The organism is Streptomyces sp. CMB-StM0423, from assembly GCF_002847285.1.
GTDB lineage: Bacteria > Actinomycetota > Actinomycetes > Streptomycetales > Streptomycetaceae > Streptomyces.
The window spans coordinates 4,085,688-4,112,003 of record NZ_CP025407.1; the positions used below are offsets into that span (position 1 = coordinate 4,085,688).

At 74.5% G+C, this 26,316-nt stretch carries 21 protein-coding genes and 1 pseudogene; 6 read left to right on the forward strand and 16 right to left on the reverse strand.

The window, feature by feature from the left end; all coding sequences use genetic code 11:
- Positions 1 to 163 precede the first annotated feature (163 nt).
- Positions 164 to 1,540 (forward strand): M18 family aminopeptidase, encoded by a 1,377-nt coding sequence (locus tag CXR04_RS17740; protein ID WP_101423371.1) that lies wholly within the window; start codon positions 164 to 166, stop codon positions 1,538 to 1,540.
- Between the two features lie 9 nt (positions 1,541 to 1,549).
- Here CXR04_RS17740 and CXR04_RS17745 read toward each other — a convergent pair whose 3' ends face one another.
- Positions 1,550 to 2,293, reverse strand: coding sequence for a hypothetical protein (locus CXR04_RS17745; RefSeq protein WP_101423372.1), 744 nt, complete (start codon positions 2,291 to 2,293; stop codon positions 1,550 to 1,552).
- A 70-nt stretch (positions 2,294 to 2,363) separates the two neighbouring features.
- On the opposite strand from CXR04_RS17745, the gene CXR04_RS17750 reads away from it, so the two are divergent.
- On the forward strand, positions 2,364 to 2,930 hold the full coding sequence (locus tag CXR04_RS17750; RefSeq protein ID WP_101423373.1) for an ArsR/SmtB family transcription factor: 567 nt from the start codon (positions 2,364 to 2,366) through the stop codon (positions 2,928 to 2,930).
- On the opposite strand, the gene CXR04_RS17755 is transcribed toward CXR04_RS17750, so the two are convergent.
- From CXR04_RS17755 to CXR04_RS17765, 3 genes are all read right to left on the reverse strand, one after another.
- A complete protein-coding gene (locus CXR04_RS17755) occupies positions 2,927 to 3,223 on the reverse strand; it encodes a hypothetical protein (RefSeq protein WP_101423374.1) in 297 nt (98 codons plus the stop codon). The two genes, CXR04_RS17750 and CXR04_RS17755, sit on opposite strands and share 4 nt — an antisense overlap.
- A gap of 46 nt (positions 3,224 to 3,269) precedes the next feature.
- Positions 3,270 to 5,141 carry an NHL domain-containing thioredoxin family protein gene (locus tag CXR04_RS17760; protein ID WP_101423375.1) on the reverse strand — a complete coding sequence of 624 codons (1,872 nt, stop codon included), beginning with the start codon at positions 5,139 to 5,141 and terminating at the stop codon, positions 3,270 to 3,272.
- Between the two features lie 69 nt (positions 5,142 to 5,210).
- Positions 5,211 to 5,993 (reverse strand): carbon-nitrogen family hydrolase, encoded by a 783-nt coding sequence (locus tag CXR04_RS17765; RefSeq protein ID WP_199850479.1) that lies wholly within the window; start codon positions 5,991 to 5,993, stop codon positions 5,211 to 5,213.
- 133 nt (positions 5,994 to 6,126) lie between these two features.
- Between CXR04_RS17765 and CXR04_RS17770 the strand changes: the two genes are divergently transcribed.
- On the forward strand, positions 6,127 to 6,951 hold the full coding sequence (locus CXR04_RS17770) for a maleylpyruvate isomerase family mycothiol-dependent enzyme (protein ID WP_101423377.1): 825 nt from the start codon (positions 6,127 to 6,129) through the stop codon (positions 6,949 to 6,951).
- 201 nt (positions 6,952 to 7,152) lie between these two features.
- Entirely contained in the window at positions 7,153 to 8,277 is a 1,125-nt protein-coding gene (locus tag CXR04_RS17775; protein WP_101423378.1) for a rod shape-determining protein, read from the forward strand.
- Between the two features lie 60 nt (positions 8,278 to 8,337).
- Here the strand turns inward: CXR04_RS17775 and CXR04_RS17780 are convergent, their stop codons facing one another.
- The 5 genes from CXR04_RS17780 to pdhA form a co-directional block, all read right to left on the reverse strand.
- A complete protein-coding gene (locus CXR04_RS17780; RefSeq protein WP_101423379.1) occupies positions 8,338 to 9,651 on the reverse strand; it encodes an MFS transporter in 1,314 nt (437 codons plus the stop codon).
- Positions 9,648 to 10,310, reverse strand: coding sequence for a GntR family transcriptional regulator (locus CXR04_RS17785; RefSeq protein WP_101423380.1), 663 nt, complete (start codon positions 10,308 to 10,310; stop codon positions 9,648 to 9,650). The genes CXR04_RS17780 and CXR04_RS17785 overlap by 4 nt, the downstream gene beginning before the upstream one ends.
- Positions 10,311 to 10,446: 136 nt before the next feature.
- Positions 10,447 to 11,958 (reverse strand): dihydrolipoamide acetyltransferase family protein, encoded by a 1,512-nt coding sequence (locus tag CXR04_RS36460; protein ID WP_101426447.1) that lies wholly within the window; start codon positions 11,956 to 11,958, stop codon positions 10,447 to 10,449.
- Between the two features lie 21 nt (positions 11,959 to 11,979).
- A complete protein-coding gene (locus tag CXR04_RS17795) occupies positions 11,980 to 12,960 on the reverse strand; it encodes an alpha-ketoacid dehydrogenase subunit beta (RefSeq protein WP_101423381.1) in 981 nt (326 codons plus the stop codon).
- Positions 12,961 to 12,962: 2 nt separating this feature from the next.
- Complete coding sequence (pdhA, locus tag CXR04_RS17800; protein ID WP_101423382.1) at positions 12,963 to 14,411, reverse strand: pyruvate dehydrogenase (acetyl-transferring) E1 component subunit alpha; 1,449 nt, start codon at positions 14,409 to 14,411, stop codon at positions 12,963 to 12,965.
- A gap of 353 nt (positions 14,412 to 14,764) precedes the next feature.
- On the opposite strand from pdhA, the gene CXR04_RS17805 reads away from it, so the two are divergent.
- Positions 14,765 to 15,457 carry a response regulator gene (locus tag CXR04_RS17805; RefSeq protein WP_101423383.1) on the forward strand — a complete coding sequence of 231 codons (693 nt, stop codon included), beginning with the start codon at positions 14,765 to 14,767 and terminating at the stop codon, positions 15,455 to 15,457.
- Positions 15,458 to 15,525: 68 nt separating this feature from the next.
- Here the strand turns inward: CXR04_RS17805 and CXR04_RS17810 are convergent, their stop codons facing one another.
- Positions 15,526 to 17,169: a protein kinase domain-containing protein gene (locus CXR04_RS17810; RefSeq protein WP_101423384.1), complete on the reverse strand. Its 1,644-nt coding sequence runs from the start codon at positions 17,167 to 17,169 to the stop codon at positions 15,526 to 15,528.
- Between the two features lie 338 nt (positions 17,170 to 17,507).
- Between CXR04_RS17810 and CXR04_RS17815 the strand changes: the two genes are divergently transcribed.
- Entirely contained in the window at positions 17,508 to 19,205 is a 1,698-nt protein-coding gene (locus tag CXR04_RS17815) for a protein kinase domain-containing protein (RefSeq protein WP_101423385.1), read from the forward strand.
- Between the two features lie 85 nt (positions 19,206 to 19,290).
- On the opposite strand, the gene CXR04_RS17820 is transcribed toward CXR04_RS17815, so the two are convergent.
- The 6 genes and pseudogenes from CXR04_RS17820 to CXR04_RS17845 all read right to left on the reverse strand — a co-directional run bounded on the left by CXR04_RS17820 (position 19,291) and on the right by CXR04_RS17845 (position 26,157).
- The gene (locus tag CXR04_RS17820) at positions 19,291 to 19,857 is read right to left on the reverse strand and encodes a bacterial proteasome activator family protein (protein ID WP_101423386.1); all 567 of its coding nucleotides are present in this window, start codon (positions 19,855 to 19,857) and stop codon (positions 19,291 to 19,293) included.
- Between the two features lie 124 nt (positions 19,858 to 19,981).
- Positions 19,982 to 20,683: pseudogene (locus CXR04_RS36465) on the reverse strand (GNAT family N-acetyltransferase); the annotation flags it as partial.
- A gap of 53 nt (positions 20,684 to 20,736) precedes the next feature.
- On the reverse strand, positions 20,737 to 21,966 hold the full coding sequence (locus tag CXR04_RS17830; RefSeq protein WP_159072342.1) for a hypothetical protein: 1,230 nt from the start codon (positions 21,964 to 21,966) through the stop codon (positions 20,737 to 20,739).
- Between the two features lie 117 nt (positions 21,967 to 22,083).
- Positions 22,084 to 23,061, reverse strand: coding sequence for an NAD(P)H-quinone oxidoreductase (locus CXR04_RS17835; RefSeq protein ID WP_101423388.1), 978 nt, complete (start codon positions 23,059 to 23,061; stop codon positions 22,084 to 22,086).
- Positions 23,062 to 23,074: 13 nt separating this feature from the next.
- The gene (locus tag CXR04_RS17840) at positions 23,075 to 24,325 is read right to left on the reverse strand and encodes a potassium channel family protein (RefSeq protein WP_101423389.1); all 1,251 of its coding nucleotides are present in this window, start codon (positions 24,323 to 24,325) and stop codon (positions 23,075 to 23,077) included.
- A complete protein-coding gene (locus CXR04_RS17845) occupies positions 24,322 to 26,157 on the reverse strand; it encodes a molybdopterin molybdotransferase MoeA (RefSeq protein WP_442802464.1) in 1,836 nt (611 codons plus the stop codon). The genes CXR04_RS17840 and CXR04_RS17845 overlap by 4 nt, the downstream gene beginning before the upstream one ends.
- Positions 26,158 to 26,316: the final 159 nt, after the last annotated feature.

Genomic DNA, 26,316 nt, shown 5'->3' on the forward strand with positions numbered 1-26,316 from the left:
TCTGCCACCCTTCCTCACACCGTGCCCTGCCCGTCACTCCCCCCGCGCGGACGGCCGGTGCCTCATTGGCAACAGGCGACGCGCACCCGGAAGAACGTAGGACAACGATTCGGCAAAGGCAATGGCTCGATTCCGCTTCTCACCCACGTCTTAGGCTTTGCCCATGACGTCTGCTCCCCCGCCCCGGTTCGACCGCAGCCACACCGACGACCTCGCCGGTTACCTCACCGCCTCCCCCACGCCGTACCACGCCGTGGCCGAGGCCGCCCGGCGGCTGGAAAAGGCCGGGTTCACCCAGCTCCGGGAGACCGACGCCTGGGACGCGACGGCCGGCGGCCGCTACGTGCTGCGCGGCGGCGCGCTCATCGCCTGGTACGTGCCGGAGGGCAGCGCCCCCGAGACGCCGTTCCACATCGTCGGCGCCCACACGGACTCGCCCAACCTGCGGGTCAAGCCGGTGCCGGACACCGGCGGGCACGGGTGGCGGCAGATCGCGGTGGAGGTCTACGGCGGGCCGCTGCTCAACAGTTGGCTGGACCGGGACCTGGGTCTCGCGGGCCGGCTGACGCTGCGCCCGGGCGCGACGCACGCGGGCGCGGGCGGCGGGGGCGGCGCAGGCCGCGGGCCGGGCGGTGCCCAGGTGCCGGGCGGTGCCCAGGTGCGGCTGGTCAACGTCGACCGGCCGCTGCTGCGCGTACCGCAGCTCGCCATCCACCTCGACCGGGGCGTGGTCACCGAGGGCCTCAAGCTCGACAAGCAGCGCCACTCGACGCCGATCTGGGGCCTGGGCCCCGTACACGAGGGCGACCTCATCGAGTTCCTGGCCGCGGAGGCCGGGGTGGCGCCGGGCGACGTCATCGGCTGGGACCTGATGGTCCACAGCGTCGAACCGCCGGCCTACCTCGGCCGCGACCGCGAACTGCTCGCGGGCCCGCGCATGGACAACCTCCTCTCCGTACACGCCGGCGTCACCGCCCTCGCCGCCGCGGCGACGGCCGGCACCCCGCCGACGACGATCCCCGTGCTGGCCGCCTTCGACCACGAGGAGACCGGCAGCCAGTCCGACACCGGCGCGGAGGGCCCCCTCCTCGGCACCGTCCTGCGCCGCACCGTCGCCGCCCGCGGCGGCTCGTACGACGACACCGCCCGCGCCCTCGCCGGCTCCGTCTGCCTCTCCTCCGACACGGGCCACGCCGTGCACCCCAACTACCCCGAGCGCCACGAGCCGGGCCACCACCCGATGCCGAACGGCGGCCCGATCCTCAAGGTCAACGTCAACCAGCGCTACGCCACGGACGGCGCCGGCCGCGGGATCCTCGCCACCGCCTGCGAACGGGCCGGGGTGCCGTGGCAGACGTTCGTCTCCAACAACGCGATGCCCTGCGGCACGACCATCGGCCCCATCACGGCGGCCCGCCACGGGATCACGACCGTGGACATCGGGGTGGCCATCCTCTCGATGCACTCGGCGCGGGAGCTGTGCGGCGCGGAGGACCCGCACCTGCTGGCCGGCGCGCTGGCGGCGTTCCTGACGGAGTGACGCAGGGTGTTACGCGTACGGCTTGATGGCCACCGTGGCGTCGAGTCCGAGCGAGTTCTCCCCCGCCGGGGCCGGCAGGTCCAGCACCCGGTCCAGGATCCGGCCGCCCAGCCGTCCGCAGCCCTCGGTGCGCGGCACGCTGAACTCCGTGTCCGCGGCGGCGAAGGAGACCATCAGCGGGTCCTTGGATATCACCTCCGTGGGGCGGGTGTCCTTCAGTACGAGATGGATCGGCTCCGTGGCCGCCGCGCCTATGGAGCAGCCCTTCGGGAGCGCCGGTCCGCCGACCGCGAGGGTCAGGTCCAGCTCGCCGCGGCGTACCTCGTCGGCTTCGAAGTCGCTGTAGCCCCCGTACCGTGGCGTGAGCGTCAGCGGCGTCCCCCCGACCCGGATCGGCTCGGCGGTCATCCCGCCGAAAACCTGCGCATACGCGCCGTCGACCCGGCCCTCCGCGAACGTCAGCGTCATCGGCCGGCTGATGGGCTCGTCCACGCCGCCGACCCGCAGCCGCCCCGTCGCGTGCATCACCTCGCAACGCCAGGTCCCGGGATCGGCGCCGGCGGGCAGCTCGTCCGCCGCCGGGCAGGCGCCGAAGTCGAACTCGGCCCCGGGCGGCCCGGCTTCCGCGGCGGCGGGGGCGGCGGAGGCGGGGGCGGCGCCGGTGGCGAGGGCGGCGAGCAGGGCGGTGAGCGCGGTGGCCGCGAGGCGGGCGGCGCCCGTTCCGTACGACCGGCGGTTCCAGTTCTTCGTCATGGCGGCAGCATTACAGAGATTTCTCTGCAAAGAAAGCTCTGCAGAGGAACCTGTGGATAAACTGCGGCCCATGACGGACGAGCGGCGCAAGGTCAGCAGCCCGGATGCGCTCAAGGCGCTCGCGCACCCGCTGCGGCTGCGTATCCTGCGCCACCTCTCGGTGCACGGCCCGGCGACGTCGACGACGCTGGCGGGGGCGCTGGACGAGAACACCGGGACGCTCAGCTACCACCTGCGCATGCTGGAGCGCGGCGGCCTCATCGAGGACATCCCGGAGCGGTCGGCGGGCCGCGAGCGCTGGTGGCGCGGCGTGCCGGGGCTGGACATCCGGCGCCCGCCGATGGACGACGTGACGGCGGGGGAGCGGGCGGTCATCGCGGAACTGGACCGACTCCGCGGGGCGGAGGACCTGGAGCTGGCCCGGCGGTTCGCGGCGGGGCAGGGGGGAGAGGGCGAGGAGCCGGAGGAGGGCTGGCTGCGGGGGTCACGCGGGCTGAGTCATCTGACGAAGGAGCAGTTGGACGCCTTCCACGACGACTACCTGCAACTCCTGGCCAAATACCGCCACACCCCCGAGGACGCCGCCCCGGGAGCGCGGCCCGTCCACCTGCGATGGTTCGGCATCCCGGCGGACTAGGCGGCGGGCTCCTCGGGCAGGCGGTCGGCGAGGACCTGGAGGCCGGCGGCGAGAGTGGCGAAGCCGGTGCGCATCTCCGCAAAGCCTTCGCGCATCTCTCGGACGTGCTCCAACTGCGTCTCGCGCAAAGCCTGCATCGTCTGCCGGTGCGCCCGCATTTCGAGCTTCAGATCCGCCACGTCCCGGTCGTTTATGGCGACCATCGCGTGGGTCTGCGACATCTGGTCGTGGACAGCGTCCACGCGGGCCTCCAGGGTCTCCACACGGCGACGAAGCTCGTCGGACTCACTCATACGGCCTAGCGTATCTGGCCTGCACCGATGCAGGCTCGTTTCTCCACTAAGCGTCTTCCTCTTCCTTTTCCTCCCCCTCGTCCAGCCCCGCCAGGATCAGCGGCAGTCGCCGCACTCCCGAGTCCGTGAGGCGGATCGGGACGCCCCAGTCCTGTTGGTGTACGTGGCACGCCGGGTACTCCACCGACGGGTCGTCGTCGCAGCTTGCCGCCATCGCCGAGACGTGCAGGACGCCCTCCCCCGGGCCGTCCGCCGACAGGATCACCTCGCGGGTCAGGTCCGTGCCCTGGCCCTCGCCGCCCGCCAGCAGCGACGGTGGGGTGGCGCTCACCAGGAGGCGGGTGGCGGGGCCGTAGCGGGTGTCGAGTTTCTGGCCAGGCGGGGGGCGGAAGACGACGTCCAGCGACAGGGTGCCCGGGGCCACGTCCGTCGCCGCGCGCTGCGTGCGGTGGGCGACCGGGGGCACGCGGACCGCCTCGTCCGGGAGCCGGAGGCGGGTCAGGCGGTGCCGGGCGGATTCGACGACCACGATCTCCTCGCCGTCCACCACCGCGTCCGACGGCTCCCGCAGGTCCGTCGCCAGGGTGGTCACGGTGCCGGTGGCCGGGTCGTAGCGGCGCAGGGCGTGGTTGTACGTGTCCGAGACCGCCACCGAGCCGTCCGGCAGCGCCGTGACGCCCAGCGGGTGCTGGAGCAGCGCCTCGCCGCCCGGCCCGTCGCGGTGGCCGAAGTCGAAGAGCCCGGTGCCGACCGCCGTGTGCACCCGGGCCCGCTGCCCCGGCCCGCCGCCCGGCTCCAGCCAGCGCAGCGCCGACGTCTCGGAGTCCGCGATCCACAGCCGCCCGTCCGCCGCCGCCAGTCCCGACGGCTGCGCGAACCACGCCTCCTCCGCGGGCCCGTCGAGCAGCCCCTCGTTCGTCGTGCCGGCCGCCGGCCGCACGGTGTCCGTCTCCGGGTCGTACGTCCACAGTTGGTGGACCCCCGCCATCGCGATCCACAGCCGGCCGTCGAACCACGCCACGTCCCACGGCGACGACAGGTCGACCTCGCGCCCCCGCCCCGACGCCGGCGAGCCCTGCCACCACTGCCGCCCGGTCCCCGCCAGCGTCGTCACAGAGCCGGTACCGAGGTCGACGGCCCTGACCGTGTGGTTCACGGTGTCCGCCACCGCCACCGCACCGGACGGCAGCAGCGCCAGCCCCTGCGGCTCGTTGAAGCGCGGCGCGGCCCCGTCCGCGTACCCCCGCTCCCCGCTCCCGACCGCCCGCACCACCGTCTCGCCGTCCGGCTCCAGCTCCACCAGCCGGTGCCGCGTCGTGTCCGAGACGAGCAGGTTGCCCGACGGCAGCCGCAGCGCCTTCCCGGGGAACCGCAGATGCGTCGCCACCGGCTCCGGCGGCACTCCCCCAGCTACCGCCGGGGGTGCCCCCAGACCGTCCCCGCGCCGCAGCGTGCCCTTCGCCGCGTGCTCCCCCTCCAGCTCCGCGACCAGCCGCTCGATGGCGTGTACGTGTCCCTCCCCGGCGTGCTGTGCGACGACGTACCCCTCCGGGTCGATCACCACCAGCGTCGGCCACGCCCGTACGGCGTACTGCTTCCACGTCGCCAGCTCCGGGTCGTCCAGCACCGGGTGGTGCACCCCGTAGCGCTCGACGGCGTCCACGACCGCCGCGTGCTCCGCCTCGTGCACGAACTTCGGCGAGTGCACGCCGACGACGACCACCGTGTCCCGGTGCTTCTCCTCCAGCTCGCGCAGCTCGTCCAGGACGTGCAGGCAGTTGATGCAGCAGAAGGTCCAGAAGTCCAGGATCACGATGCGGCCGCGCAGCGCGGCGAGGCTCAGCTCCACCCCGCCGGTGTTCAGCCAGCCGCCGCTGCCGGCCGGCTCGGGAGCCCGCACCCGGGCACGTTTCGCCATAAGCAGAGCCAACCACAGCCCTGACGCACCCATTCCCCGCCAGGCACGTCAGTCCCGGCAGCCCCGGCGCTACGGCCGCCCCAGCACCCGGTCGCGCAGCGCGGGGAACTCCTCCCGGGTCCGCGCCACCCGCGCCGGATCCAGCTCCGCCCGCAGGACTTCCTCCCCTTCGCCCGCCTCGGCCAGGATCTCGCCCCACGGGTCCACGATCATGCTGTGCCCCGCCTGCGCCACTCCGCCCGTCGTCCCCGCCGTGCTGCAGGCCAGGACGTACGCCTGGTTCTCCACCGCCCGCGCCTGCGCCAGCAGCCGCCAGTGCGCGCGGCGCTGCGCCGGCCAGCCCGCCGGGATGACGAGAGTCTGCGCGCCCTTGTCGGTCAGGGCCCGGAACAGCTCGGGGAAGCGCAGGTCGTAGCAGGTGGCGAGGCCCACGACGGTGCCGGGGAGGTCCGCGGTCACGACCTCGTCGCCCGCGCCCATCAGGACCGCCTCGCCGCGGTCGAAGCCGAAGCGGTGGATCTTGCGGTACGTACCCGCCCGCTCGCCGTCGGGGGCGTAGAGGAGGCTCGTGTTGAACAGCGTCCCCGCCGCGTCCCGCTCCACGATCGACCCCGCGTGCAGCCACACGCCCGCGTCCCTGGCCGCCGCCGCCATCGCCGCCGCCGTGGGCCCGTCGAGGGTCTCCGCCGCGGCCGCGAAGTCGTCGAACGCGAACGCGCCCACGTGCCACAGCTCCGGCAGCACCACCAGCCCGGAGCCCTCCTCGGCACGTACGAGCGCCGCCGCGCGGGCCCGTCGGCTCTCCACGGTTTCATCCGGATCCACCCGGAACTGGATCAGAGAAGCGCGCACCTTACCACCACCTCGAAGGCCAAGTCGTGTGCCTCACCGCATAATCGTCGCCCGAAAGCACTGCCGGGGCACCCGTGCGCAGCGTAACTTAGGGCCTGCCGTGCATCTCGCGAACGATCCCGTAAGGGGTAGTGTGACCGTCCACTCCAGCCTCCAGCCGTCCATCGATGCCTGGGCCCATTCGGCCGAGGCCATTTCCGAACTCGTGGCACCGCTCTCCGAGGGGGAGTGGAGCGGTCGAAGCGGCCTGCCGGGGTGGTCCGTACGGGATGTCGTCTCCCACATCATCGGCGCCGAGTGCGAGGCACTCGGCGACCCCCGGCCGATCCACAACCTGCCGGCCGACCTCATGCACATCACGAGCGAGAAGGCGCGCTACGTCGAGGTGCAGGTGGACACCCGCCGCCACCACACCGCGCCGGAGATGACCGCCGACCTCGAATACACGCTGATCCGCCGCCGGCGCCAGCTCCGCGGCGAGAAGCGCGCGCTGGAGGCCAAGATGCGCGGGGCGTTCGGCAGCGAGATGACGCTCGCGGAGCTGACGCACTACCGCGCCTTCGACATATGGGTGCACGAGCAGGACATCCGCCGCGCGCTGGGCCGGCCGGGGAACATCGACTCGCCCGGCGCGCACCTCGTGCGCGACGAGCTGCTGGTGCGGCTGCCGAAGGTGGTGGCCGAGGACGCGGCGGCGCGGCCGGGGTCGATCGTGGTCGTGGACGTGACGGGCCCGGTGGAGTTCATGCGGACGGTACGGGTCGGGGAGGACGGCCGCGGCTCCATCGACGGCAGCGTCTCGCTCGGGCCGACGGTGACGCTGACGACGGACTGGGAGACGTACCTGTGGCTGGCGACGGGCCGGCTGCGGGCGGCCGCGGTGGCGGACCGGGTGAAGACCGAGGGCGATCCGCAACTGGCGGAGGCGGTCCTGCGGCACTTCACGGTGACGGACTGAGGGTGCGCACGGCGGCCTGACCGCGCCCGTACGACGGCCTGACGGTCCGTACGACAGAACGCGACGCCGCCCGTGGGACGCCGCCCGCGGTCGCCCGTACGGGTCCGGGTGGCGCTGCCTCCTCACCCGTAAGGGGGCAGCCCTCATCCGACCGGCACAGCCCGGCGGGCGCCCCGCGCCCGGCCACCCCAGGCTGATCATGTGAGCATCAGCCAGGAACAGCTTCTCCGTTGCAGCGTCGCCGTCGACGTCGGGGCCACCCGTACCCGCGTCTACCTCAGGGGCATCGGCCTCGTCGTGGACGAGCCGAGCGCGGTCGCCCTCAACTCCCACACCGGCGCCCTGGTGGCCGTCGGCGGGCAGGCCGAGGCGATGACCGGCCGTACCCCCGACCACATCCAGGTCGTGCGGCCCGTGGGGCCGAACGGCATCACCGACATCGAGATGGCCCAGCGCATGCTGCGCCACCTCATCCACGCCAAGGTCCGCAGATCCTGGCGCTTCCACCCCTCGCTACGGGCCGCGGCGTGCACCCCGCACGACGCCGAGCCGCTGACGCAGCGGGCGATGATCGACACGCTGGCGGGGCTGGGCGCCAAGCGGGTCATCCTCGTCGACACCCTCATCGCCACGGCGGTGGGCTGCGGGCTGCCGGTGGCGGCGGCGGAGGGCACGCTGATCGTGGTGTGCGGTGCGGCGATGACGCAGATCGCCGTGCTGTCGCTGGGCAACGTGGTCGCCGCGGAGAAGGTGCCGGTGGGCGGGCAGGCGGTGGACCGGGCGCTGGTGGAGCACCTGCGCATCAACCACGAGGTGATGCTGCGCAGCCACACCGTCAGCCAGGTGCACCACGACCTCTCGCTCGCCGGCGCGCAGGGCGCGGCGACGCTGGAGGTACTCGGCCGCGACGTGGTCTCCGGCCGCCCGCGTACGGTGCAGGTCGACCCGACGGCGGTGGGGCAGGCGGCGGGAGTGCCGATGCTCGCGGTGCTGGACGGGATCCGCTCGGTGCTGCGCCGCTGCCCGCCGGACCTGGTGGCCGACATCGGGGACCACGGGATCGTGCTGGCGGGCGAGAGCGCGACGATGCCGGGCCTGGAGTCGATGCTGCGTACGTCGGTGGGGCTGCCGGTGCGCATCGCGGAACGCCCCGACGTGGCGGCGGTGGTGGGCCTCGGCTCCATGATCGAGAACGGCGCCCCGCCGGAGGCCATCCCCGACGCGACCTCGGGCCCCGCGGGCTTCCACGAGCCCACCCCGACGGCCAACCCGGCCCCGCAGCCCAACCAGACCCCCGAAGTGGCCACGGAGGTGGCGACGGACTAGCTGTATCGACCTGGAGCGTTGTTTACGCGGTGATCAATACACCTGGGCCGCGGGACCGCCTCAGGCGGGGACGTGGACGGCCGAGACGCGGCTTGCCACCAGGCGTTCGCGTTCGCGGCTTTGGGCCCGGCGGCGCAGGCGCAGGATCTGGGTGGTGCCCAGGATCTGCAGGACGAAGATGCTCGCGAAGGCGATCGAGTAGCGGTCGCCCGTCGCGTCCAGCAGCAGGCCCACCGCCAGCAGCGTGGTGATCGACGCCGTGAAGCCGCCCATGTTGACGATGCCGGACGCCGTGCCCAGCCGCTCCGGCGGGTTCGCCGGGCGGGCGAAGTCGAAGCCGATCATCGACGCGGGCCCGCACGCGCCCAGCACGCAGCACAGGACCACCAGCAGCCAGCCAGGCGCGTGCGCCCCCGGCCAGCTCAGCACCGTGCCCCACACCAGCGCCGTCGCCGCCACTGTGCCCAGCGCCAGCGGCAGCCGGGCCGCGTGGTGCCGGGCGACGAGCTGGCCGTAGACGAGGCCGACCGCCATGTTGGAGAGCACCAGCACCGTCAGCAGTTGGCCCGCCTCCGCGCGGCTCGCGCCCTGTGCCTCGACGAGGAACGGCAGCCCCCACAGCAGCAGGAAGACCATCGCCGGGAACTGGGTGGTGAAGTGCACCCAGAAGCCCAGCCGGGTGCCCGGCTCGCGCCAGGCGCCGGTTATCTGCGCCCGGATGCCGCGGCCGTGGTGGTCCTCGGGGGGCGGGGGTACGTAGTCGCGGGGCTGGTCGCGCAGGAAGAGCAGGACGAGGACGAGCATGACCGCGCCGGCCGCCGCGCTGCCCGCGAAGGTCGGGGTCCAGCCGAACTCCTGGAGCATGCGCGCGAGTACGAGCGTCGAGACCAGGTTGCCCGCCATCCCGACGAGCCCCGCGAGCTGCGCGATCAGCGGCCCGCGGCGCGCGGGGAACCAGCGCGCGCCCAGCCGCAGGATGCTGATGAACGTCATCGCGTCGCCGCAGCCGAGCAGCGCGCGGGAGGCGAGGGCGGTGCCGTACGTGCCGGAGAGCGCGAAGCCGAACTGCCCCGCGGTGTACAGGACGATGCCCATCGCCAGCACCCGGCGGGTGCCGAGCCGGTCGACGAGCAGGCCGACGGGGATCTGCATGCCGGCGTAGACGAGGAGCTGGAGGATGGAGAAGCCCGACAGGGCGGAGGCGCCGACGTCGAAGCGCTCGGCGGCGTCGATGCCGGCGACGCCCAGGCTCGTACGGTACGTGACGGCGACGAAGTAGACGGCGACGCCGAGGCTCCAGACGGCGGCGGCCTGAAGGCCGCCGGGCGGGTCGCCGGGCAGGCCGCGGGCGCCCCCCGCGCGCACGGCGGTCACCGCAGGTCCCCGCGCAACAGGTCCCGTACGGAGGCGACGTGGCCGTGCACCGCGGCGGCGGCGGTGTCCGCGCTGCCGCTGCGCAGCGCCTGGAGGATCTCGGCGTGCTCGGCGAGCGAGCGGCGCATGCGGTCGGGCTGGGCGTTCATGAGCGCGACGCCCATGCGGAGCTGGCGGTCGCGGAGCTGGTCGTAGAGGCGGACGAGGATGGCGTTGCCCGCGTTGCGGACGATCTCGGCATGGAAGCAGCGGTCGGTGACGGACGCGGCGGCGCGGTCGTCGGCCTCGACGTGCCGGCGCTGCTCCTCCAGCAGTTCTTCGAGCTGGGTGAGCAGCGCGGCGGGCGCGGGCACGGACCGGCGGGCGGCATGCTCCTCGACGAGCATCCGGGTCTCGACGACGTCGGCGATCTCCTGCGCGGAGACGGGCAGGACGAACGCGCCCTTCTTCGGGTACAGCTCCAGCAGCCCCTCGGCCTGCAGCCGCAGCAGCGCCTCGCGCACGGGCGTGCGGGAGACGCCGACGGCGTCGGCCAGCTCGCCCTCGGTGAGCATCGTGCCGCCTTCGTAACGCCGTTCCAGCACGCCTTGTTTGACGTGGGCGTAGACGCGGTCGGCGGCGGGCGCGGGCTTGGCGGGGGCGGCGGAGGGCGGGGACATGCGCACAGCATAGATACAACACGTATGCGTACGCCGTTGCCGTCCGCGATACGGACAGGAGTTCACGGGTACGCACGCACGCCAACGCCCCCGGCACCCCTGCTGAAGGGGGCCGGGGGCGTACGCCTGCCGCGGGTCAGCCCCAGGTGAGCAGCCGCTTCGGCCGCTCCAGGACCGCCGCGACGTCCGCGAGCACCTTCGAGCCCAACTCCCCGTCGACCAGCCGGTGGTCGAAGGAGAGCGCGAGCGTCGTCACGTGCCGCGGCTTGACCTTGCCCTTGTGCACCCACGGCTGCAGCCTGATCGCGCCGAAGGCGAGGATCGCCGGCTCGCCGGGGTTGAGGATCGGCGTGCCGGTGTCGATGCCGAAGACGCCGACGTTGGTGATGGTCACCGAGCCGTTCTGCATCGCCTCCGGCGTCGTCCTGCCCTCGCGGGCGGTGGCCACCAGCCCGGCCAGCTCGGTGGCCAGCTCGGGGAGCGATCTGGCGTGCGCGTCCTTGATGTTCGGCACGATCAGACCGCGGGGGGTGGCCGCGGCGATGCCGAGGTTCACGTAGTGCCTGCGGACGATCTCCTGACGGTCCTCGTCCCAGGCGGAGTTGACCTCGGGGTTGCGCCGGATCGCCAGCAGCAGGGCCTTGACGACGATCAGCAGCGGGTTGATCCGCAGCCCGGCGAGATCGGGGTCCTCCTTCAACTCCCGTACGAGCTTCATCGTGCGGGTGACGTCGACGGTGACGAACTCCGTGACGTGCGGCGCGGTGAAGGCGCTGGCGACCATCGCCTGGGCGGTGGCCTTGCGGACGCCCTTGATGGGGATCCGGGTCTCGCGGGCGGTGGCCGCAGGTTCGGCGGCGGGGGCCGGACGGGCGGCCGGCTCGGCGGCCGGTACGGGCCGCGCGGGCGCGGCCGGTGCCGGGGCCGCGGCGGCGTGGACGTCGTCGCGGGTGATGACGCCGCCGTCGCCGGTGGGCACGACGGCGGCGAGGTCGACACCGAGGTCCTTGGCGAGCTTGCGCACGGGCGGCTTGGCGAGCACGGGGCCGCCTGCCGCGGGCGCGGCGGGTGCCGCGGCGGCGGGGGCGCCGGCGGACGCCGGTGCGCCCGGTTCCGTAGCGGAGACGCGTGCTTCGGGTACGTCCGGCGCCGGCGGCGCTGCCTCCCGGCCGTTCAGCTCGGCCTGGATCGCCGCGGACGCCACTGCCGTCTCGGCGCCGGGCTGCGCCTTGCGCGGCCGGCGCTTCGTCGAACTCTGCGCCACGCCGTAGCCGACGAGCACCGGCTCCCGCTTGGGGGCGGCGCCGGGGGTCTCACCGCCCTCCGGCGCGGCCGAGTCGGCGGGTACCGCCTCCGCTCCGGCCGCGGGTTCCCCGGGTTCGGGGGCCGCCCCCGGTTCCGTGTCGACGGCGATGATCGGCGTACCGACGTCGACCGTGTCGCCCTCGGCGAAGCGGATCTCCTGCACCACCCCGTCGTACGGGATCGGCAGCTCGACGGCCGCCTTCGCCGTCTCCACCTCGCACACGACCATGCCGTCGTGCACGGCGTCGCCAGGCCGGACGTACCACTTGAGGATCTCCGCCTCGGTCAGGCCCTCGCCCACGTCGGGCAGCCTGAACTCGCGGAGGCGCGCGGTGTTGCTCATGGTCACGGACACGCTCCCTGTTCAGTACGCAAGCGCGCGGTCGACGGCATCGAGCACGCGGTCCAGGTTGGGGAGGTACTCCTCCTCCAGCCTCGCCGGCGGGTACGGCGCGTGGAAGCCGCCGACGCGCAGCACCGGGGCCTCCAGATGGTAGAAGCACCGCTCCGTGATGCGTGCGGCGATCTCCCCGCCGGAGCCGTAGAACACCGGGGCCTCGTGCACGACGACCAGCCTGCCGGTCTTCTCCACCGAGCGCTGCAGGGTGTCGAAGTCGATAGGCGACATCGACCGCAGGTCCACGACCTCCAGCGACGTGCCCTCCGCCGCCGCCGCGGAAGCGACCTCCAGACACGTCTTCACCATCGGCCCGTACGCGGCGAGCGTGAGGTCCGTGCCCTCCCGGGCGACCCGCGCCTCGTGCAGCGGACCGGGGATCGCGGCGGTGTTGACCTCGCCCTTGTCCCAGTAGCGCCGCTTGGGCTCGAAGAAGATCACCGGGTCGTCGCTGTGGATGGCCTGCTGGAGCATCCAGTACGCGTCCGCGGGCGTCGAGGGCGAGACGCACTTCAGCCCCGCCACGTGCGCGAACAGCGCCTCCGGCGACTCGCTGTGGTGCTCGACCGCGCCGATGCCGCCGCCGTAGGGGATCCGGATGACGACCGGCAGCTTGACCGTGCCCAGCGCCCGCGCGTGCATCTTCGCGAGCTGCGTGACGATCTGGTCGTACGCGGGAAAGACGAACCCGTCGAACTGGATCTCCACCACCGGCCGGTAGCCCCGCAGCGCCAGCCCGATCGCGGTGCCGACGATGCCGGACTCGGCCAGCGGCGAGTCGATGACCCGGTCCTCGCCGAAGTCCTTCTGCAGCCCGTCGGTGACGCGGAAGACGCCGCCGAGCTTGCCGACGTCCTCGCCGATGACGAGCACCTTGGCGTCGTCCTCCATGGCCGTGCGCAGCGACGCGGTGATCGCCTTGGCCAGTGCCATCTTCTCGACCGCCATGGTCAGTGCCCCTTCCCAGCGGCGGCGCCCGCCTCGTCCGCGAAGGACGCCTGGTACGCCGCGTACTGCGTCCGCTCCTCGTCCACGAGGGCGTGCCCGTCGGCGTAGATGTTCTCGAACATGGCCATCGGGTCCGGGTCCGCCATGGTCCTGATGGCCTCGCGCACCCGCTTGGCCAGCGCGTCGCTCTCCTCGTCCAGCTCGGCGAAGAACGCCGCGTCGGCGAGGTTCTCCCGCTCCAGCAGCCTGCGCAGCCGCAGGATCGGGTCCTTGGCCTCCCAGGCGGCGCGCTCGTCGTCGCGGCGGTAGCGGGTGGGGTCGTCGGAGGTGGTGTGGGCGCCCATGCGGTACGTGTACGCCTCGATCAGCATCGGGCCCTGGCCGGAGCGGGCGTGCTCCAGCGCCTTACGGGTGACGGCGAGGACGGCGAGGACGTCGTTGCCGTCGACGCGGACGCCCGGGAAGCCGTAGCCGGCGGCGCGGCGGTAGAGCGGGACGCGGCTCTGGCGCTCGGTGGGCTCGGAGATGGCCCACTGGTTGTTCTGGCAGAAGAAGACGACCGGCGCGTTGTAGACCGCGGCGAAGGTGAACGACTCGGCGACGTCCCCCTGGCTGGAGGCGCCGTCGCCGAAGTACGCCACGACGGCGGAGTCGGCACCGTCCTTGGCGACGCCCATGGCGTAGCCGGTGGCGTGCAGCGTCTGGGAGCCGATGACGATCGTGTAGAGCTGGAAGTTGTTGCTGTTCGGGTCCCAGCCGCCGTTGTTCACGCCGCGGAACATGCCGAGCAGCAGCGTCGGGTCCACGCCGCGGCACCAGGCGACGCCGTGCTCGCGGTACGTGGGGAAGACGTAGTCGTCCTCGTGGGTCGCCCGTCCCGAGCCGACCTGGGCGGCCTCCTGGCCGAGCAGCGAGGGCCACAGGCCCAGCTCGCCCTGGCGCTGGAGGGTGACGGCCTCGGCGTCGAAGCGGCGGGTGAGGACCATGTCGCGGTAGAGGCCGCGCAGCTCTTCCGGGCTCGGGTCGACCGCGTACTCGGGGTGCTCGACGCGCTCGCCCTCGGGGGTGAGGAGCTGAACCAGCTCGGGGGCCCCGGCGGCGCCGTCGTCCTGCGGCAGGGTCCCGGCGGATGCCGTCGCCTTCGTGGCCGTTCTGGCGGGTGCCGTCTTGGCTGCCTTGGCTGCCTTGGCGGTCTTCGCCGGCTTGGCGGCCCCGGCCGTCTTCTTCGCGGGTGCCGTCTTCTTCGCCGCGGTCTTCCTGGCGGCGGCCTTCTTCGCGGGCGGCTTGGCGTTCGCCGTCGCCTTCCCGGCCGGCGTCTTCCTGGCCGCTGCCTTCTTCGCGGGCGCCGCGGGCGTCCCGGGCGCCGCCGTCGCGGCGGCGCTCCCGCCGTCGCTCCCGCTGGTGCGCTTGCTGCTGCGGCGCGGGTCGCGCGCGGCAGTGCTCTCGGTCACGGTCTCTCCTGACGTCTCTCCGGCCCCCGGGATCGCCGGTGGCCTTCGGTCCCCCGCGGCAGCGGAGGGCGGCTCACCCGATTCCCATACGTGCACGGGGTGGGTGCACCGATGGGGTACGGGGGTGACAGGCGCCCGGCATCCTTCCCACTGGCAGGCACGTTACACAGTGGTCCGCTGCTTCGCGAAGCGGTCCTGACCTGCGGTTTTGCTTTGATTTCCTAGTAACGCAGGAGCCGGCTCGCCTCGTCGGCATCAGGTCCACTGGTCACAGCCTCGCAGGCTGCCGGGACACTGGCACGTTATCCCGGCGGCCCTGAGCGCGGGAAGACCCAGTATGTGAGACTGGGACAGTGGCCATAGATGGAAAAATCACCGTATTCCTACTCGATGACCACGAAGTGGTCCGTCGGGGGGTACACGAGATGCTTCAGGCCGAGCCGGACATCGAGGTCGTCGGCGAAGCCGGCACCGCGGCCGACGCGCTCGTCCGCATCCCCGCGGTACGGCCCGACGTGGCCGTGCTCGACGTCCGGCTGCCCGACGGCAGCGGCGTCGAGGTCTGCCGGGAGATCCGCTCCCGGGACGAGAGCATCAAGTGCCTCATGCTCACCTCGTTCGCCGACGACGAGGCCCTCTTCGACGCGATCATGGCGGGCGCGTCCGGGTACGTGCTGAAGGCCATCCGCGGCAACGAGCTGCTGACCGCCGTACGGGACGTGGCCGCGGGCAGGTCGCTGCTCGACCCGGTGGCGACGGCGCGGGTGCTGGAGCGGCTGCGCGCCGGCGGGCGCGGGCGGGAGGACGAGCGGCTGGCCGGGCTGACGGACCAGGAGCGCCGGATCCTCGACCTGATCGGCGAGGGACTGACGAACCGGGCCATCGGCGAGCGGCTGCACCTGGCCGAGAAGACGATCAAGAACTACGTCTCCAGCCTGCTGTCGAAGCTGAACATGGAGCGCAGGTCGCAGGCGGCGGCGTACGTCGCCCGCCGCCAGGCGGAACAGCGCGGCAGCGGCGACCGGGACAGGCTCCGGGAGGAGTAGGGGCCGGGGCAGCTCCGGGGGCAGGACGTGCCCCCGGCCGGGGGCCGGGAGGGGTGGCTCCCCTCCCGTCAGCCTTCGGTGCCGGCGGCGCCGCCGTTCGCCTGGCCGCCGTCGACGACGTCGCCGCCGATCTCGCCGCCCTCGACCTCGCCGGTCGTCTCCCCGGTGGTCTCGCCCGTGGTCTCCCCGGTCGTCTCCCCGGTGGTCTCGCCCGTCGTGGTGCCGCCGCCGTCGGTGGTGCTGCCGCTGCCCTCGCTCGTGCTGCCGCCGACGGTGTCGGTCGGCTCGCTGGGCGATCCCGTGGGACTGCCGGTGCCGGTCGGGCTGTCCGTCGGCGAGGTGGTGGGCGGAGGCTCGGAGGTCTCCTCCCACGTCGGCTCGTCGTCGTGGTACGTCGGCTCCTCCTCCGTGGGCGAGGGGGAGTCCTCCTCCTTCTCCTTGTCCTTCGTCGGACTCGGCTCCTGCTTCGTCGGCGTCGGCGGCGCCTGCTTCTTGTTCTCGTCGTCTCCGCCGCTCAGCGCGAAGGCCACGCCCAGCACTATGGCGACCACCGCCAGCGCCGCGATCGCCCACATCCTGCCGCGGCCGCGGCCCGCCCGGCGCGGGCCGGGGTCGAAGCCGCCGTCGTCGGGGCCGCTGGTCCGCAGCAGCCGCGGCGGGGTGTCGCCGCCCGCGGAGGCGAGCGCCGCGGTGGCCGCGGTGGCGCCGACGCCCGGGGTGCCCATCGGCGGCGTACCGCCGACAGCGACGGCGCCGGTGTCCCACGTGCCGGTGTGCGGGCCGACGTCGCGCAGCATGCGCAGCGCGTACTGCAGGAGGCCGAGCATCTCGTCGGCGGTCTGGAAGCGGTCGTCGGGCTCCTTGGCCAGCGCGCGCATCACCAGGCCGTCGAGCTCCGGCGGCGCGTCCTCGCTGATCTGGGACGGCGGCACGGCGTTGTCCTGCGCGTGCTGGTAGACCACGGCCAGCGGGGTCTCGCCGATGAACGGCGGGCGGCCGGTCAGCAGCTCGTACAGCAGGCAGCCGACCGCGTAGAGGTCGGAGCGGGTGTCGACGGCCCGGCCGAGCGCCTGCTCGGGGGAGAGGTACTGCGGGGTGCCCATGACCATGCCGGTCTGCGTCATGGTGGAGGCCGCGCCGTGCAGCGCGCGGGCGATGCCGAAGTCCATCACCTTCACCGCGCCGGTGGTGGTGATGATCACGTTCGCGGGCTTGATGTCGCGGTGGACGATGCTGTGCTGGTGGCTGTACGCCAGCGCCTCCAGCACGCCCGAGATGATCAGCAGCGCCTGGTCGGGCGGCGGGATCTCGGCGCCGGTCAGCAGCTCCTTGATCGTCCGGCCCTCGACCAGCTCCATGACGATGTACGGCACGGTGCTGCCGGCGACCTGGTCCTCACCCGAGTCGTACACCGCGACGACCGCGTGGTGGTTCAGGCCCGCGACCGACTGCGCCTCGCGCGTGAAGCGGGCCTTGGACACCGGGTCCTCGGCGAGGTCGCTGCGCAGCAGCTTGACCGCGACCTCGCGGCCCAGGCGCACGTCCTCCGCGGCGAAGACCTCGGCCATGCCGCCGCGGCCGAGGCGGCGGGTCAGCCGGTAGCGCCCGTCCCCGACGAGCCCGCCGACCCCCCAGTTCTCCGGAGAATCAGCCATACCGCCGCGGCCCGGCCCGTTCGCCGACGGCTCCTCGGGGGGCTCCGTCTGTGACATCAGTTCCTCGCGGTGGTTCGGTCTCGTCGTCGTCTCGTCGTTGTTCCGTCTTCTTTCCGGCTACGGGGCACGCTACCTCCTGCCCCTGACACACCGGATCCCGCTGAACAGAACATGCAACCGGGTCCGGGGGTCCGTACGCAAATCCCGGGCGGGGCCGGTGGTGGGGAGGGGTGCACGGAGCGCGGGGCGGAAGGGGCGGCGGTGCACGGTGGGTAAAGGGGGTGCAAAGGGACGGCCCAAGGGGGCAGGTGGTCACGGAACGGGCAACCCGCTTGACCTCTCCTCTGCCTGAGGCAGACTTTCAGCATCAGGCAGGCACCCGGGGGAGATCCAGCATGACCGAGTACGGCGGCCAGGACGACTACGCCGGCCGATCCGTGGGGGGCGGCCGCTACCGGCTCCTCGACCTGCTGGGCACGGGCGGGATGGCCTCCGTCCACCTCGCCCACGACACGGTGCTCGACCGCCAGGTCGCGGTGAAGACGCTCCACACCGAACTGGGCCGCGAGGACTCGTTCCGCGAACGCTTCCGCCGCGAGGCCCAGGCCGTCGCCCGGCTGTCCCACCAGAACGTCGTCTCCGTCTTCGACACCGGCGAGGACCGCTTCGCGGGCGACGGCGGCGGGCCCGTGCCGTACATCGTCATGGAGTACGTCGAGGGCCGCCCGCTGCGCTCGGTGCTCGACGAGGACGTGGCCCGGTTCGGCGCGATGCCCACGGAGAAGGCGCTGCGGATCGTCTCGGACGTGCTGGCCGCGCTCGACGCCAGCCACGAGATGGGCCTCGTCCACCGCGACATCAAGCCGGGGAACGTCATGATGACGCGCCGCGAGCAGGTCAAGGTGATGGACTTCGGCATCGCCCGCGCCGTGCAGTCCGGCGTCACGTCGATGACGCAGACGGGCATGGTCGTCGGCACCCCGCAGTACCTCTCCCCGGAACAGGCCCTGGGCCGCGGCGTCGACGCCCGCTCCGACCTGTATTCGGTGGGCGTGTTGCTCTTCGAGCTGCTGACCGGCCGGCTGCCGTTCGACGCGGACTCGCCGCTGGCCATCGCCTACGCGCACGTGCAGGAGCCGCCGCCGGCGCCGTCGTCGATCAACATGACGGTGCCGCCGGTGGTCGACGCGCTGGTGGCGCGGGCGCTGGCGAAGAACCCCGACGAACGGTTCCGCAGCGCCGAGGAGATGCGCGAGGAGGTGCGCCGGGCGGGCGGCATGACGCCGCCGGGCGCGATGCCGTCCGTCATCGCGGGGGCGCACGCGCGCGACTCGGGCGCGGGCGTCGGCTCGGCGGTGTTCCCGCCGGTCAACCCGTACCACTCGCCGCCGCCCGGCACCCCCACCCCGTACCAGCCGATGCAGCAGCAGGGGTTCGGCCCGCCGCAGCAGCAACAGCAACAGCAGCCTCAGCACGGCGGGTACGCGACGCCCCAGCCGTACTCGCTCAGCCCGCAGGGCGGTCCCGGCGGTGGTCACGGCGGTGCGGGCGGCGGCAAGGGGAACCGGAACGTCGCGGTCATAGGACTGACCGTCGTCATCGCCGTCGCGGTGATCGCGGCCGCCATCATCGTCGTCGCGCTCAACGGCGGCGACGACGGCGAGCCCGAGGCCAAGCCGACCGGCCAGACGCAGCAGGACCCGAACTCGGACCCGAACTCGGACCCGGACTCCGACCCGACCGCCGACACCGGCGACGACACCGGCGGCGGGGGCGACGACGGCGGCAAGGGCGAGAACGAGATGATCCCGCCGGACCGCTCCCGCACGATCGACAAGACCCGCTGCACGGAGCCGATGACCGACCCCCAGAACGAGAAGCTGGTCCGGGTGCCGGACTTCACCTTCAAGGACTACCAGTCGGTGCGCGAGTGCCTGCGCGCCGCCCAGTGGTCGTACGAGGTGGACGAGGAGCCCGACGAGCTGTGGGGCAAGGACACCGTGCTGGAGCAGAACTTCGACGAGTACGACGACTATTTCGACCCGTCGAAGGACAAGCTGGAGCTGGTCATCGCGACGGGGTACAAGCAGTAGGTCCCCGTCCCACGAAGGACTACGGGCCGGTTCGTACCGCGGGTACGAACCGGCCCGTAGCCGTGTGGAGCCAGTGGCTTCCCCGTCAGAGGTACGGGCCGCCGCTGCGGCCGTGCTCCGGGCCCATCTCGCCCTGGTCCTCGCCGCCGAGGCCACCGCCGGCCGGCAGCGCCCGGCGCATCTGCTCCAACTGCGCCCGCGCGGCCATCTGCTGCGCGAACAGCGTCGTCTGGATGCCGTGGAAGAGCCCTTCGAGCCAGCCGACCAACTGCGCCTGCGCGATGCGGAGCTCCGCCTCCGTGGGCACCGTCTCGTCGGTGAACGGCAGCGTCAGCCGCTCCAGCTCGTCGATCAGGTCGGGCGCGAGGCCGTCCTCCAGCTCCTTCACGGAACTGGAGTGGATCTCCTTCAGCCGGGCGCGGCTCGCCTCGTCCAGGGGCGCGGCCCGCACCTCCTCCAGCAACTGCTTGATCATGCTGCCGATGCGCATGACCTTCGCCGGCTGCTCGACCTTGTCGGTCAGCGGGATCTCGCGGCCCTCCTCGTCCGCGCCGCCGTCGCCCGGCGCGACGGTCCCGCGTGCCATGCCGTCGGGTCCGACCACCACCACCTGGGGGGTCTCTGGCGGGCGCTCGTTGCTCGGAGTATTCATGGGGCCATTGTCGCGCACGAGCCCCGCGGCGGGGCTATCGGGATCTTGGGTGGCGGGGGCGGATCTGGTCCGGTCGGGTGTGGTCGCTGGTCGGAGGGCTGGACGGGCCGCCGTCCCGGCCGTCCGGCGGACGGCGGAGGTCCAGCATGTGGAAGACCTTGTCGTAGCGGCGCTCCCCGACGGCCACGAACCCCGGCAGCCTGCCGTACTCCGTGAAGCCCAGCGAGCGGTAGAGGCGCAGGGCGGCGTCGTTGTCGCCGCGGGCGTCGAGGGTCAGCACCTCGATGCCGGCGGCCCGCGCGTCGGCGACCAGCGCGGCGGCCAGCGCCCGGCCGGCCCCGCGGCCGTGCGCCTCGGCGGCCACCGCGAGCTTCTCCAGGTCGGCGTGCGGGCGGTGGGTGGGGCGGGCGTAGCGGAGCCAGTAGCCGAGGCCGAGGAGCCGGTCGCCGAGGTACGCGGCACGCAGCGCGGCGTCGCCGGCGCGGGCGGCGGCGGACACGTCGTCGAGGAGCGCGGCCACCTCGGCGGGGGACGGCGGCTCGACCCAGCCGAGGGCGGCACCGTCGCGGACGAGGGCGGCGAGGAGGCGGTGGGCGGCGGCGGGGAAGGCGGCGGCGAGGTGGGGGGTGGCGGTGAGGGCGGGGGCGGTGAGGAGGGTGGGTTCGTGCGTGCCGGGCGCGGGGGCCGGCGCTTGGGCGGGGGCCGGAGCGGCGGGGGGTGGGCCGGCGGGCGCGGGGTCAGGAGCGGCGGGGGTGGTGCGGTGGGGTGCGCCGGACTCGCTGCCGGGTGCGCCGGCCTGGGCGCTGCTGGGTTTCGCCGGGTCCATCCGGGCAGCGTAGTCGCCGGGTCGGCCGCGGCTGCGGGCCGCGGGCTGCGGGTTCAGCGGCGGCGGAGGCGGAGGGCGAAGTACGCCAGGCCCAGGCCGATGAGGGTCATGCCCGTGCCGAGGGGCAGGACGCGATCCGCCGTGCCGGAGCCGCGGCGCGGGACGCGTTCGGTGGCGTCGGCCTGGGCGTCCGGGACGAAGGTGAGGCTCTGCGCCGGGTCGGGGGTGTGGTCGGTGCCGGGGACCGGGGGGTTGCTGCTGCGGTACGGGGCGGGGGCGCGGGGAGGGCGGGGGCGGGTGTGCGGGGGGCCCGGGTCCGCCTGACGGGCGCCGGGGGCGGAGGCGTGGGGGCGGGGGCTGCGGGGGCGGTCCCGTTCCGCGCGGGGGTGGTCGGCGTCGCGGCGCTTGCCGTGGGGGGTGGGTGCGGGGGAGCGGCCGGAGTGCGGGGGGCGGTCCGGGCGGTCCCGGCGGTCCCGGCGCGGTGCCGGGGGGTCGGGACGGGGGGTGCGGTCCGCGTCGGGGGGCTTGGGGCGGGGCGGGGCGGGGGGTACGGGCCTGTCGGCGCCGGGGCGCGGCGGGGCGGGTAGCCCGGGGCGGTTCGGGAGCTCGGGGCGGGGTGGTGCGGTGACGTCGCCGGGGGGTGCGGCGGGGTGGGGGCGACCGGGGTGGCCGCGTCCTTCGCCGGCGCCGTTGCCGGCGAGACCGCCGGGGCGGCGGGGGCGGTCGGGGTCGCCGTCGGCGCCGGGGGGTCGTGCCGCGGGGCCGCGGGGGGCGTCTGCGGCGCGGGGGCGGCCGGCGGCGGAGCCGGGGCGGGGGTCCGTGGCGCCGGGTCGGTCGGCTGCAGAGCCGGGTTGGTCGTCTGTCGCGCCGGGCCGGGCGGCGGCGGACCCGGGCTGGTCGTCCGTCGCACCGGGCCGGTCGTCCTCGGCGCCGGGCCGGGGGTCGGTCGCGCGGGGCTGGGCGGCTGCGGCGCGGGGGCGGGCGGCTGCGGGCCCGGGGCCGCCGTCTGTCGCGCGGGGCCGTCCGTCCGTAGCGCCGGGCCGGTGCGGCGGTGCGGCGGGGGCCCCGAGAGCCGTGGCGTTCGCCGGGGGGCCGGCGAGACGGGCGGGCTGCGCCGCCGCTACCTGCCGGGTCGCCGCACGCTGCGGCACCTCGTGCCGGGTTCCGGTCGGCGCCGCGTTGCTCACCCCGTACGCGACCCCCTGCCCCGCCACCATCCCCTGCCACAGCACCACCGCCACCATCCCGGCCGCGAGGCGCGGGCGACGTGCGGGAGCAGCCACGGCGGGGACCCTTCCGTGCCGGCAGTGCTGACGTGACAACAGTCACATAAGTCAACAAAGCCGACATTCGGGGCTACGCCGTGCGGGTACCCACCCGCACGGCGCACCGCCCGTCCCTCACGTCGTCAGCAGCAGCTTCCCCACGTGCGCGCTCGACTCCATCACCCGGTGCGCCTCCCCCGCCTGCTGCACCGGCAGCGTCCGGTCCACGATCGGCCGCACCCGGTCCGCCTCCACCAGCGGCCACACGTGCTCCCGCACCGCCGCCACGATCGCCGCCTTCTCGCCCGGCGGCCGCCCCCGCAGCGAGGTCGCCGTGATCGCCCCGCGCTTGGCCAGCAGCGCGCCGAGGTTCAGCTCCCCCTTCGCGCCGCCCTGCAGCCCGATCACCGCGATCCGGCCGTTGACCGCCAGCGCCTTCACGTTCTGCGCCAGGTACGCGGCCCCGACGATGTCCAGGATCACGTCCGCGCCCGCGCCCCCGGTGGCGGCCCGCACCTCCTTGACGAAGTCCTGCTCGCGGTAGTTGACCAGCACGTCCGCGCCCAGCTCGCGGCAGTACTCCAGCTTCTCCACGCTGCCCGCCGTCACCGCCACCCGGGCGCCGACCGCCTTGGCCAGTTGCACCGCCATGGTGCCGATGCCGCTGCCGCCGCCGTGCACGAGCAGCGTCTCGCCGGGGCGCAGATGGGCGATCATGAAGACGTTCGACCAGACCGTGCACGCCACTTCGGGCAGCGCGGCGGCGGTCACGGCGTCGTGTCCGCGCGGCACGGGCAGCAGTTGCCCCGCGGGCACCGCGACCAGCTCCGCGTACCCGCCGCCGGCGAGCAGCGCGCACACCTCGTCGCCGGCCTGCCAGCCGGTCACGCCCGCGCCGAGCGCGGCGATCCGGCCCGCGCACTCCAGTCCCGGGTACGGGGACGCGCCGGCGGGCGGCTCGTAGAACCCCTGGCGCTGCAGCACGTCGGCGCGGTTCACGCCGGCGGCAGCCACCTCGATCAGCACTTCGCCTTCCGCCGGCACGGGGTCGGGGACCTCGGCCCAGACGAGCGAATCGGGGCCGCCTGGCTCTGAGATGGTGATGGCATGCATGGAGTGGACGCTACTACTCCGCGTCGTCCGCGCCGTCCCCGTCCTCCCCCGGACCGCCGTCGCCGTTCCGGTTCCGGCCGCGGTCGCGGTCCCGGTCCCGGTCCGCGCCACCCAACTCCCCGTAGGCGCCGTAGCCCCTTCCGCCGCGGGAGTCGCGGACGTCCTCGTAGTCCCGGTAGCCGCGGTCCCGGCGCCCGCCCAGGTCCCAGCCACCCTCGCGGGTGACTATGCGCTCCTTCTCCGGCGTCGTCGCCGGTCCCGCGGCCCGGCTGATGGTGATCAGACGGTCCGTCATCTCCAGCCGGCCGACGTCCGGATCGTCGTACGCCATGAGCCGGTGCCCGCGCTTGACCGCCACCACCAAGTCGTCGGTCTCACGCGGGTGGAGGCCCGCCTCCGCCTTGGTCGCCGGGCGGTCGATGAGATCCAGTCCCGAGCCCTGCACGATCAGGTCCTCCAGCACCGTGCCCGCGCTCGGGCTCAGCACCGACAGGCCGAGCAGCCGGCCCGCCGCGCTGGAGCTGGTGATCACCGCGTCCGCGCCGGACTGGCGCAGCAGCGGCGCGTTCTCCTCCTCGCGCACCGCCGTCACGATCTTGGCCCGCGGGTTCAACTGCCGGACCGTCAAGGTCACCAGCACCGCCGTGTCGTCGCGCTGCGGCGAGATGACGAACTGCGCCGCCCGCTGCCCCTCGGCGCGCAGCAGCACGGCGGAGCGCGTCGCGTCGCCGACGACGCCGGCGAAGCCGTCGGCGTTGGCCGCCTCGATGACCTTGCTGCTCGGGTCGATGATCACGACCTGGCCCTTGTCGAGCCCCTTCGCACGCAGCGTCTGCAGTGCGGAGCGGCCCTTCGTGCCGTAGCCGACGATGACGGTGTGATCGCGCAACGTGGACCTCCAGCGATCGAGCCGCCACTGCTGGCGGGTGCGCTCGGTGAGCACCTCAAGGGTGGTGCCGACGAGGATGATCAGGAAGAGCACGCGCAGCGGGGTCACCACGAGGACCGTGGTGAGGCGGGTGCCCGGGGTGGCGGGGACGATGTCGCCGTAGCCGGTGGTGGAGAGCGAGACGGTGGCGTAGTACGCGGCATCCAGCAGGCCGACCTTGCCGCCGGCGTTGTCGTGGTAGCCGTCGCGGCCGAGGTAGACGACGAACACGGCGAGGGCGAGCACGAAGAACGCGGCCAGGATGCGGCCGCCGACCTGGCGCAGCGGGGCGCGGGGGCGGCGGGGCAGGGCGACGCGTTGGTCGGGGTATTTCACGCGGGGCCTGCCGGGGTGGTCGCGGCCGCGGAGGCGGCGGCCCAGGGGAGGCGGAGGACGCGCACGGGGGTGCCGGCGGGGGCGCCGCCCGGCGGGACGACGGCGAGGGCGTCGGCGACGGCGAGGCCGCGGAGCATGGCGGGTCCCGTGAAGTGCAGGGGGCGCGCGGCGGGGTACGGGGCGCCGGATGCCGTGGCGCGGACGGGCGCGGCGTGGGCGCTGCGCGCGGGGTTACGCGCCGGGCGCTGGGCGCTCAGGGGCGGGATCGGCGCGGTGGGTGCGTGGGGCGCGGGGCGCTCGGTACGCGCGGGCCGGTGCGCTGCGGGAGCGTGCGCGCCGCCGTGCTCTATGGCGACCGGCACCAGCCGGGTGTCCGTCGGGTGCCCCTTCGCGTCCGCGGTGAGCACCGCCTCCGGCGGCTCCGGCACAGGCGCGCCGCCGAGCACGCGCACCAGCGGCTCGGCGAGCGTGAGCAGCCCGGAGACCGCCGCCAGCGGGTTGCCCGGCAGCCCCACGACGTGGGCGCCGGTCGGCAGCACCGCGAGCAGCATCGGGTGGCCGGGCCGTACCGCGACGCCGTCGACGACCAGGTCCGCCTTGAGGCGGCGCAGCGTGCCGTGGACGTGGTCGACCGGGCCCGCGGCGGTGCCGCCCGTGGTGATCACGACGTCGGCGGTGGACGTGGCGACGGCCTCGTACAGCAACTCCGCGTCGTCCCCCAGGCGCCGGGTGACGAACGGCTCGGCGCCGCACGCGCGCAGCCACGGCTCCAGCATCGGGCCGAGCGCGTCGCGGATCCGGCCCTCGCGGGGCAGGCCGCGGTGCAGCAACTCGGCGCCGAGGACGAGGACCTCGACGCGGGGGCGGCGGACGACGCGCAGCTCGTCGTGGCCCGCGGCGGCGGCGAGCCCGAGGACGGCGGGGGTGACGCGCTCGCCGGCGGGCAGCAACTCGACGCCCGCGCGGCACTCCTGGCCGCGGGGGCGGATGTCCTGGCCGGTGCGGACGTCCTGGGCGGCGGTGACGCCGGTGGCGTAGAGACTGCCGTCGTCGCGGAGTTCGGCGTGCTCGGAGCGGAGGACGCCGGTGGCGCCGGGCGGGACGCGGGCGCCGGTGGCGATGCGTACGGCGTGGCCGTCGGGCAGCGCCGGGTGGGCGGCGTGGCCGGCGAGGATGCCCTGGCCTGCGGCGTCGAGCCGCCAGGGGCCGGGTCCCGCGACGGCGTAGCCGTCCATGGCGGAGGTGTCGAAGGGGGGCAGGTCGGCGAGCGCCCTGAGCGGCTCGGCGAGCACCTGGCCGTACGCCCCGGCCACCGGCACCGCGACGGCACCCAGCCGCCGCCCGGACCGCACGGCGACGCCGCGGGCGGCGTCCCAGGACAGCCCGCGGGGGTCACTCGGCTCCCGCCGGGCGCGGCCATCGAGGCCGAGGGCGACGTCCAGCGGATCCCCGCCGCGCCCCGATCCGGTACGCGCCGTGGGCGCACCGGCGCTTTCGGAGCCCGCACGCTCCCCGGGGCGCCGCCCCGGGCCCGTACGGGGAGAGGCCGCGGCGGAGTCGCCCGCGCGTTCCCGTGGGGTACGGTCCGAGCCTTCACGCGCCGCGCGACCGCTGCGGCGCCCGGAGCCGGCTCCTGCCCCCGGCACGGCGGGCCCGTCCCCGGCGCCCGGCCCGCCGCGGCGCCCCTGGGCCCCGGGCTCGGAGCCCGGGGCGGCACCACGGCCCCCGCCGGTCCCGCGCCCCTCGGCGCGGGGCCCCGGACCGGTTCGTGCCGAAGGCGCAACGACACCGTCCCCGCGGTCCCGGGGACTCCTGTCTGAGCGCGAAGGCACGCGGGCCCCGCCCGGCACCCCGGCACCGCGCCCCCCGGCGCGGCGCCCGCGGCCCGTGCGCGCCGGCGGCCCGTCGCCGTCCGCCGCGGGTTCGGCCCCGCGACGTGCCCGGCTGCGACCCGTCGCACCGCGCGCGGCGGCGCCGTCCGTGGCGTCCGT

Excerpts from the sequence above, each read along its gene's own strand:
- CXR04_RS17740 (WP_101423371.1), top strand. The coding sequence starts at position 164 with ATGACGTCTGCTCCCCCGCCCCGGTTCGACCGCAGCCACACCGACGAC.
- CXR04_RS17745 (WP_101423372.1), bottom strand. The coding sequence starts at position 2,293 with ATGACGAAGAACTGGAACCGCCGGTCGTACGGAACGGGCGCCGCCCGC.
- CXR04_RS17750 (WP_101423373.1), top strand. The coding sequence starts at position 2,364 with ATGACGGACGAGCGGCGCAAGGTCAGCAGCCCGGATGCGCTCAAGGCG.
- CXR04_RS17755 (WP_101423374.1), bottom strand. The coding sequence starts at position 3,223 with ATGAGTGAGTCCGACGAGCTTCGTCGCCGTGTGGAGACCCTGGAGGCC.
- CXR04_RS17760 (WP_101423375.1), bottom strand. The coding sequence starts at position 5,141 with ATGGCGAAACGTGCCCGGGTGCGGGCTCCCGAGCCGGCCGGCAGCGGC.
- CXR04_RS17785 (WP_101423380.1), bottom strand. The coding sequence starts at position 10,310 with ATGTCCCCGCCCTCCGCCGCCCCCGCCAAGCCCGCGCCCGCCGCCGAC.
- CXR04_RS36460 (WP_101426447.1), bottom strand. The coding sequence starts at position 11,958 with ATGAGCAACACCGCGCGCCTCCGCGAGTTCAGGCTGCCCGACGTGGGC.
- CXR04_RS17795 (WP_101423381.1), bottom strand. The coding sequence starts at position 12,960 with ATGGCGGTCGAGAAGATGGCACTGGCCAAGGCGATCACCGCGTCGCTG.
- CXR04_RS17810 (WP_101423384.1), bottom strand. The coding sequence starts at position 17,169 with ATGTCACAGACGGAGCCCCCCGAGGAGCCGTCGGCGAACGGGCCGGGC.
- CXR04_RS17815 (WP_101423385.1), top strand. The coding sequence starts at position 17,508 with ATGACCGAGTACGGCGGCCAGGACGACTACGCCGGCCGATCCGTGGGG.
- CXR04_RS17820 (WP_101423386.1), bottom strand. The coding sequence starts at position 19,857 with ATGAATACTCCGAGCAACGAGCGCCCGCCAGAGACCCCCCAGGTGGTG.
- CXR04_RS17835 (WP_101423388.1), bottom strand. The coding sequence starts at position 23,061 with ATGCATGCCATCACCATCTCAGAGCCAGGCGGCCCCGATTCGCTCGTC.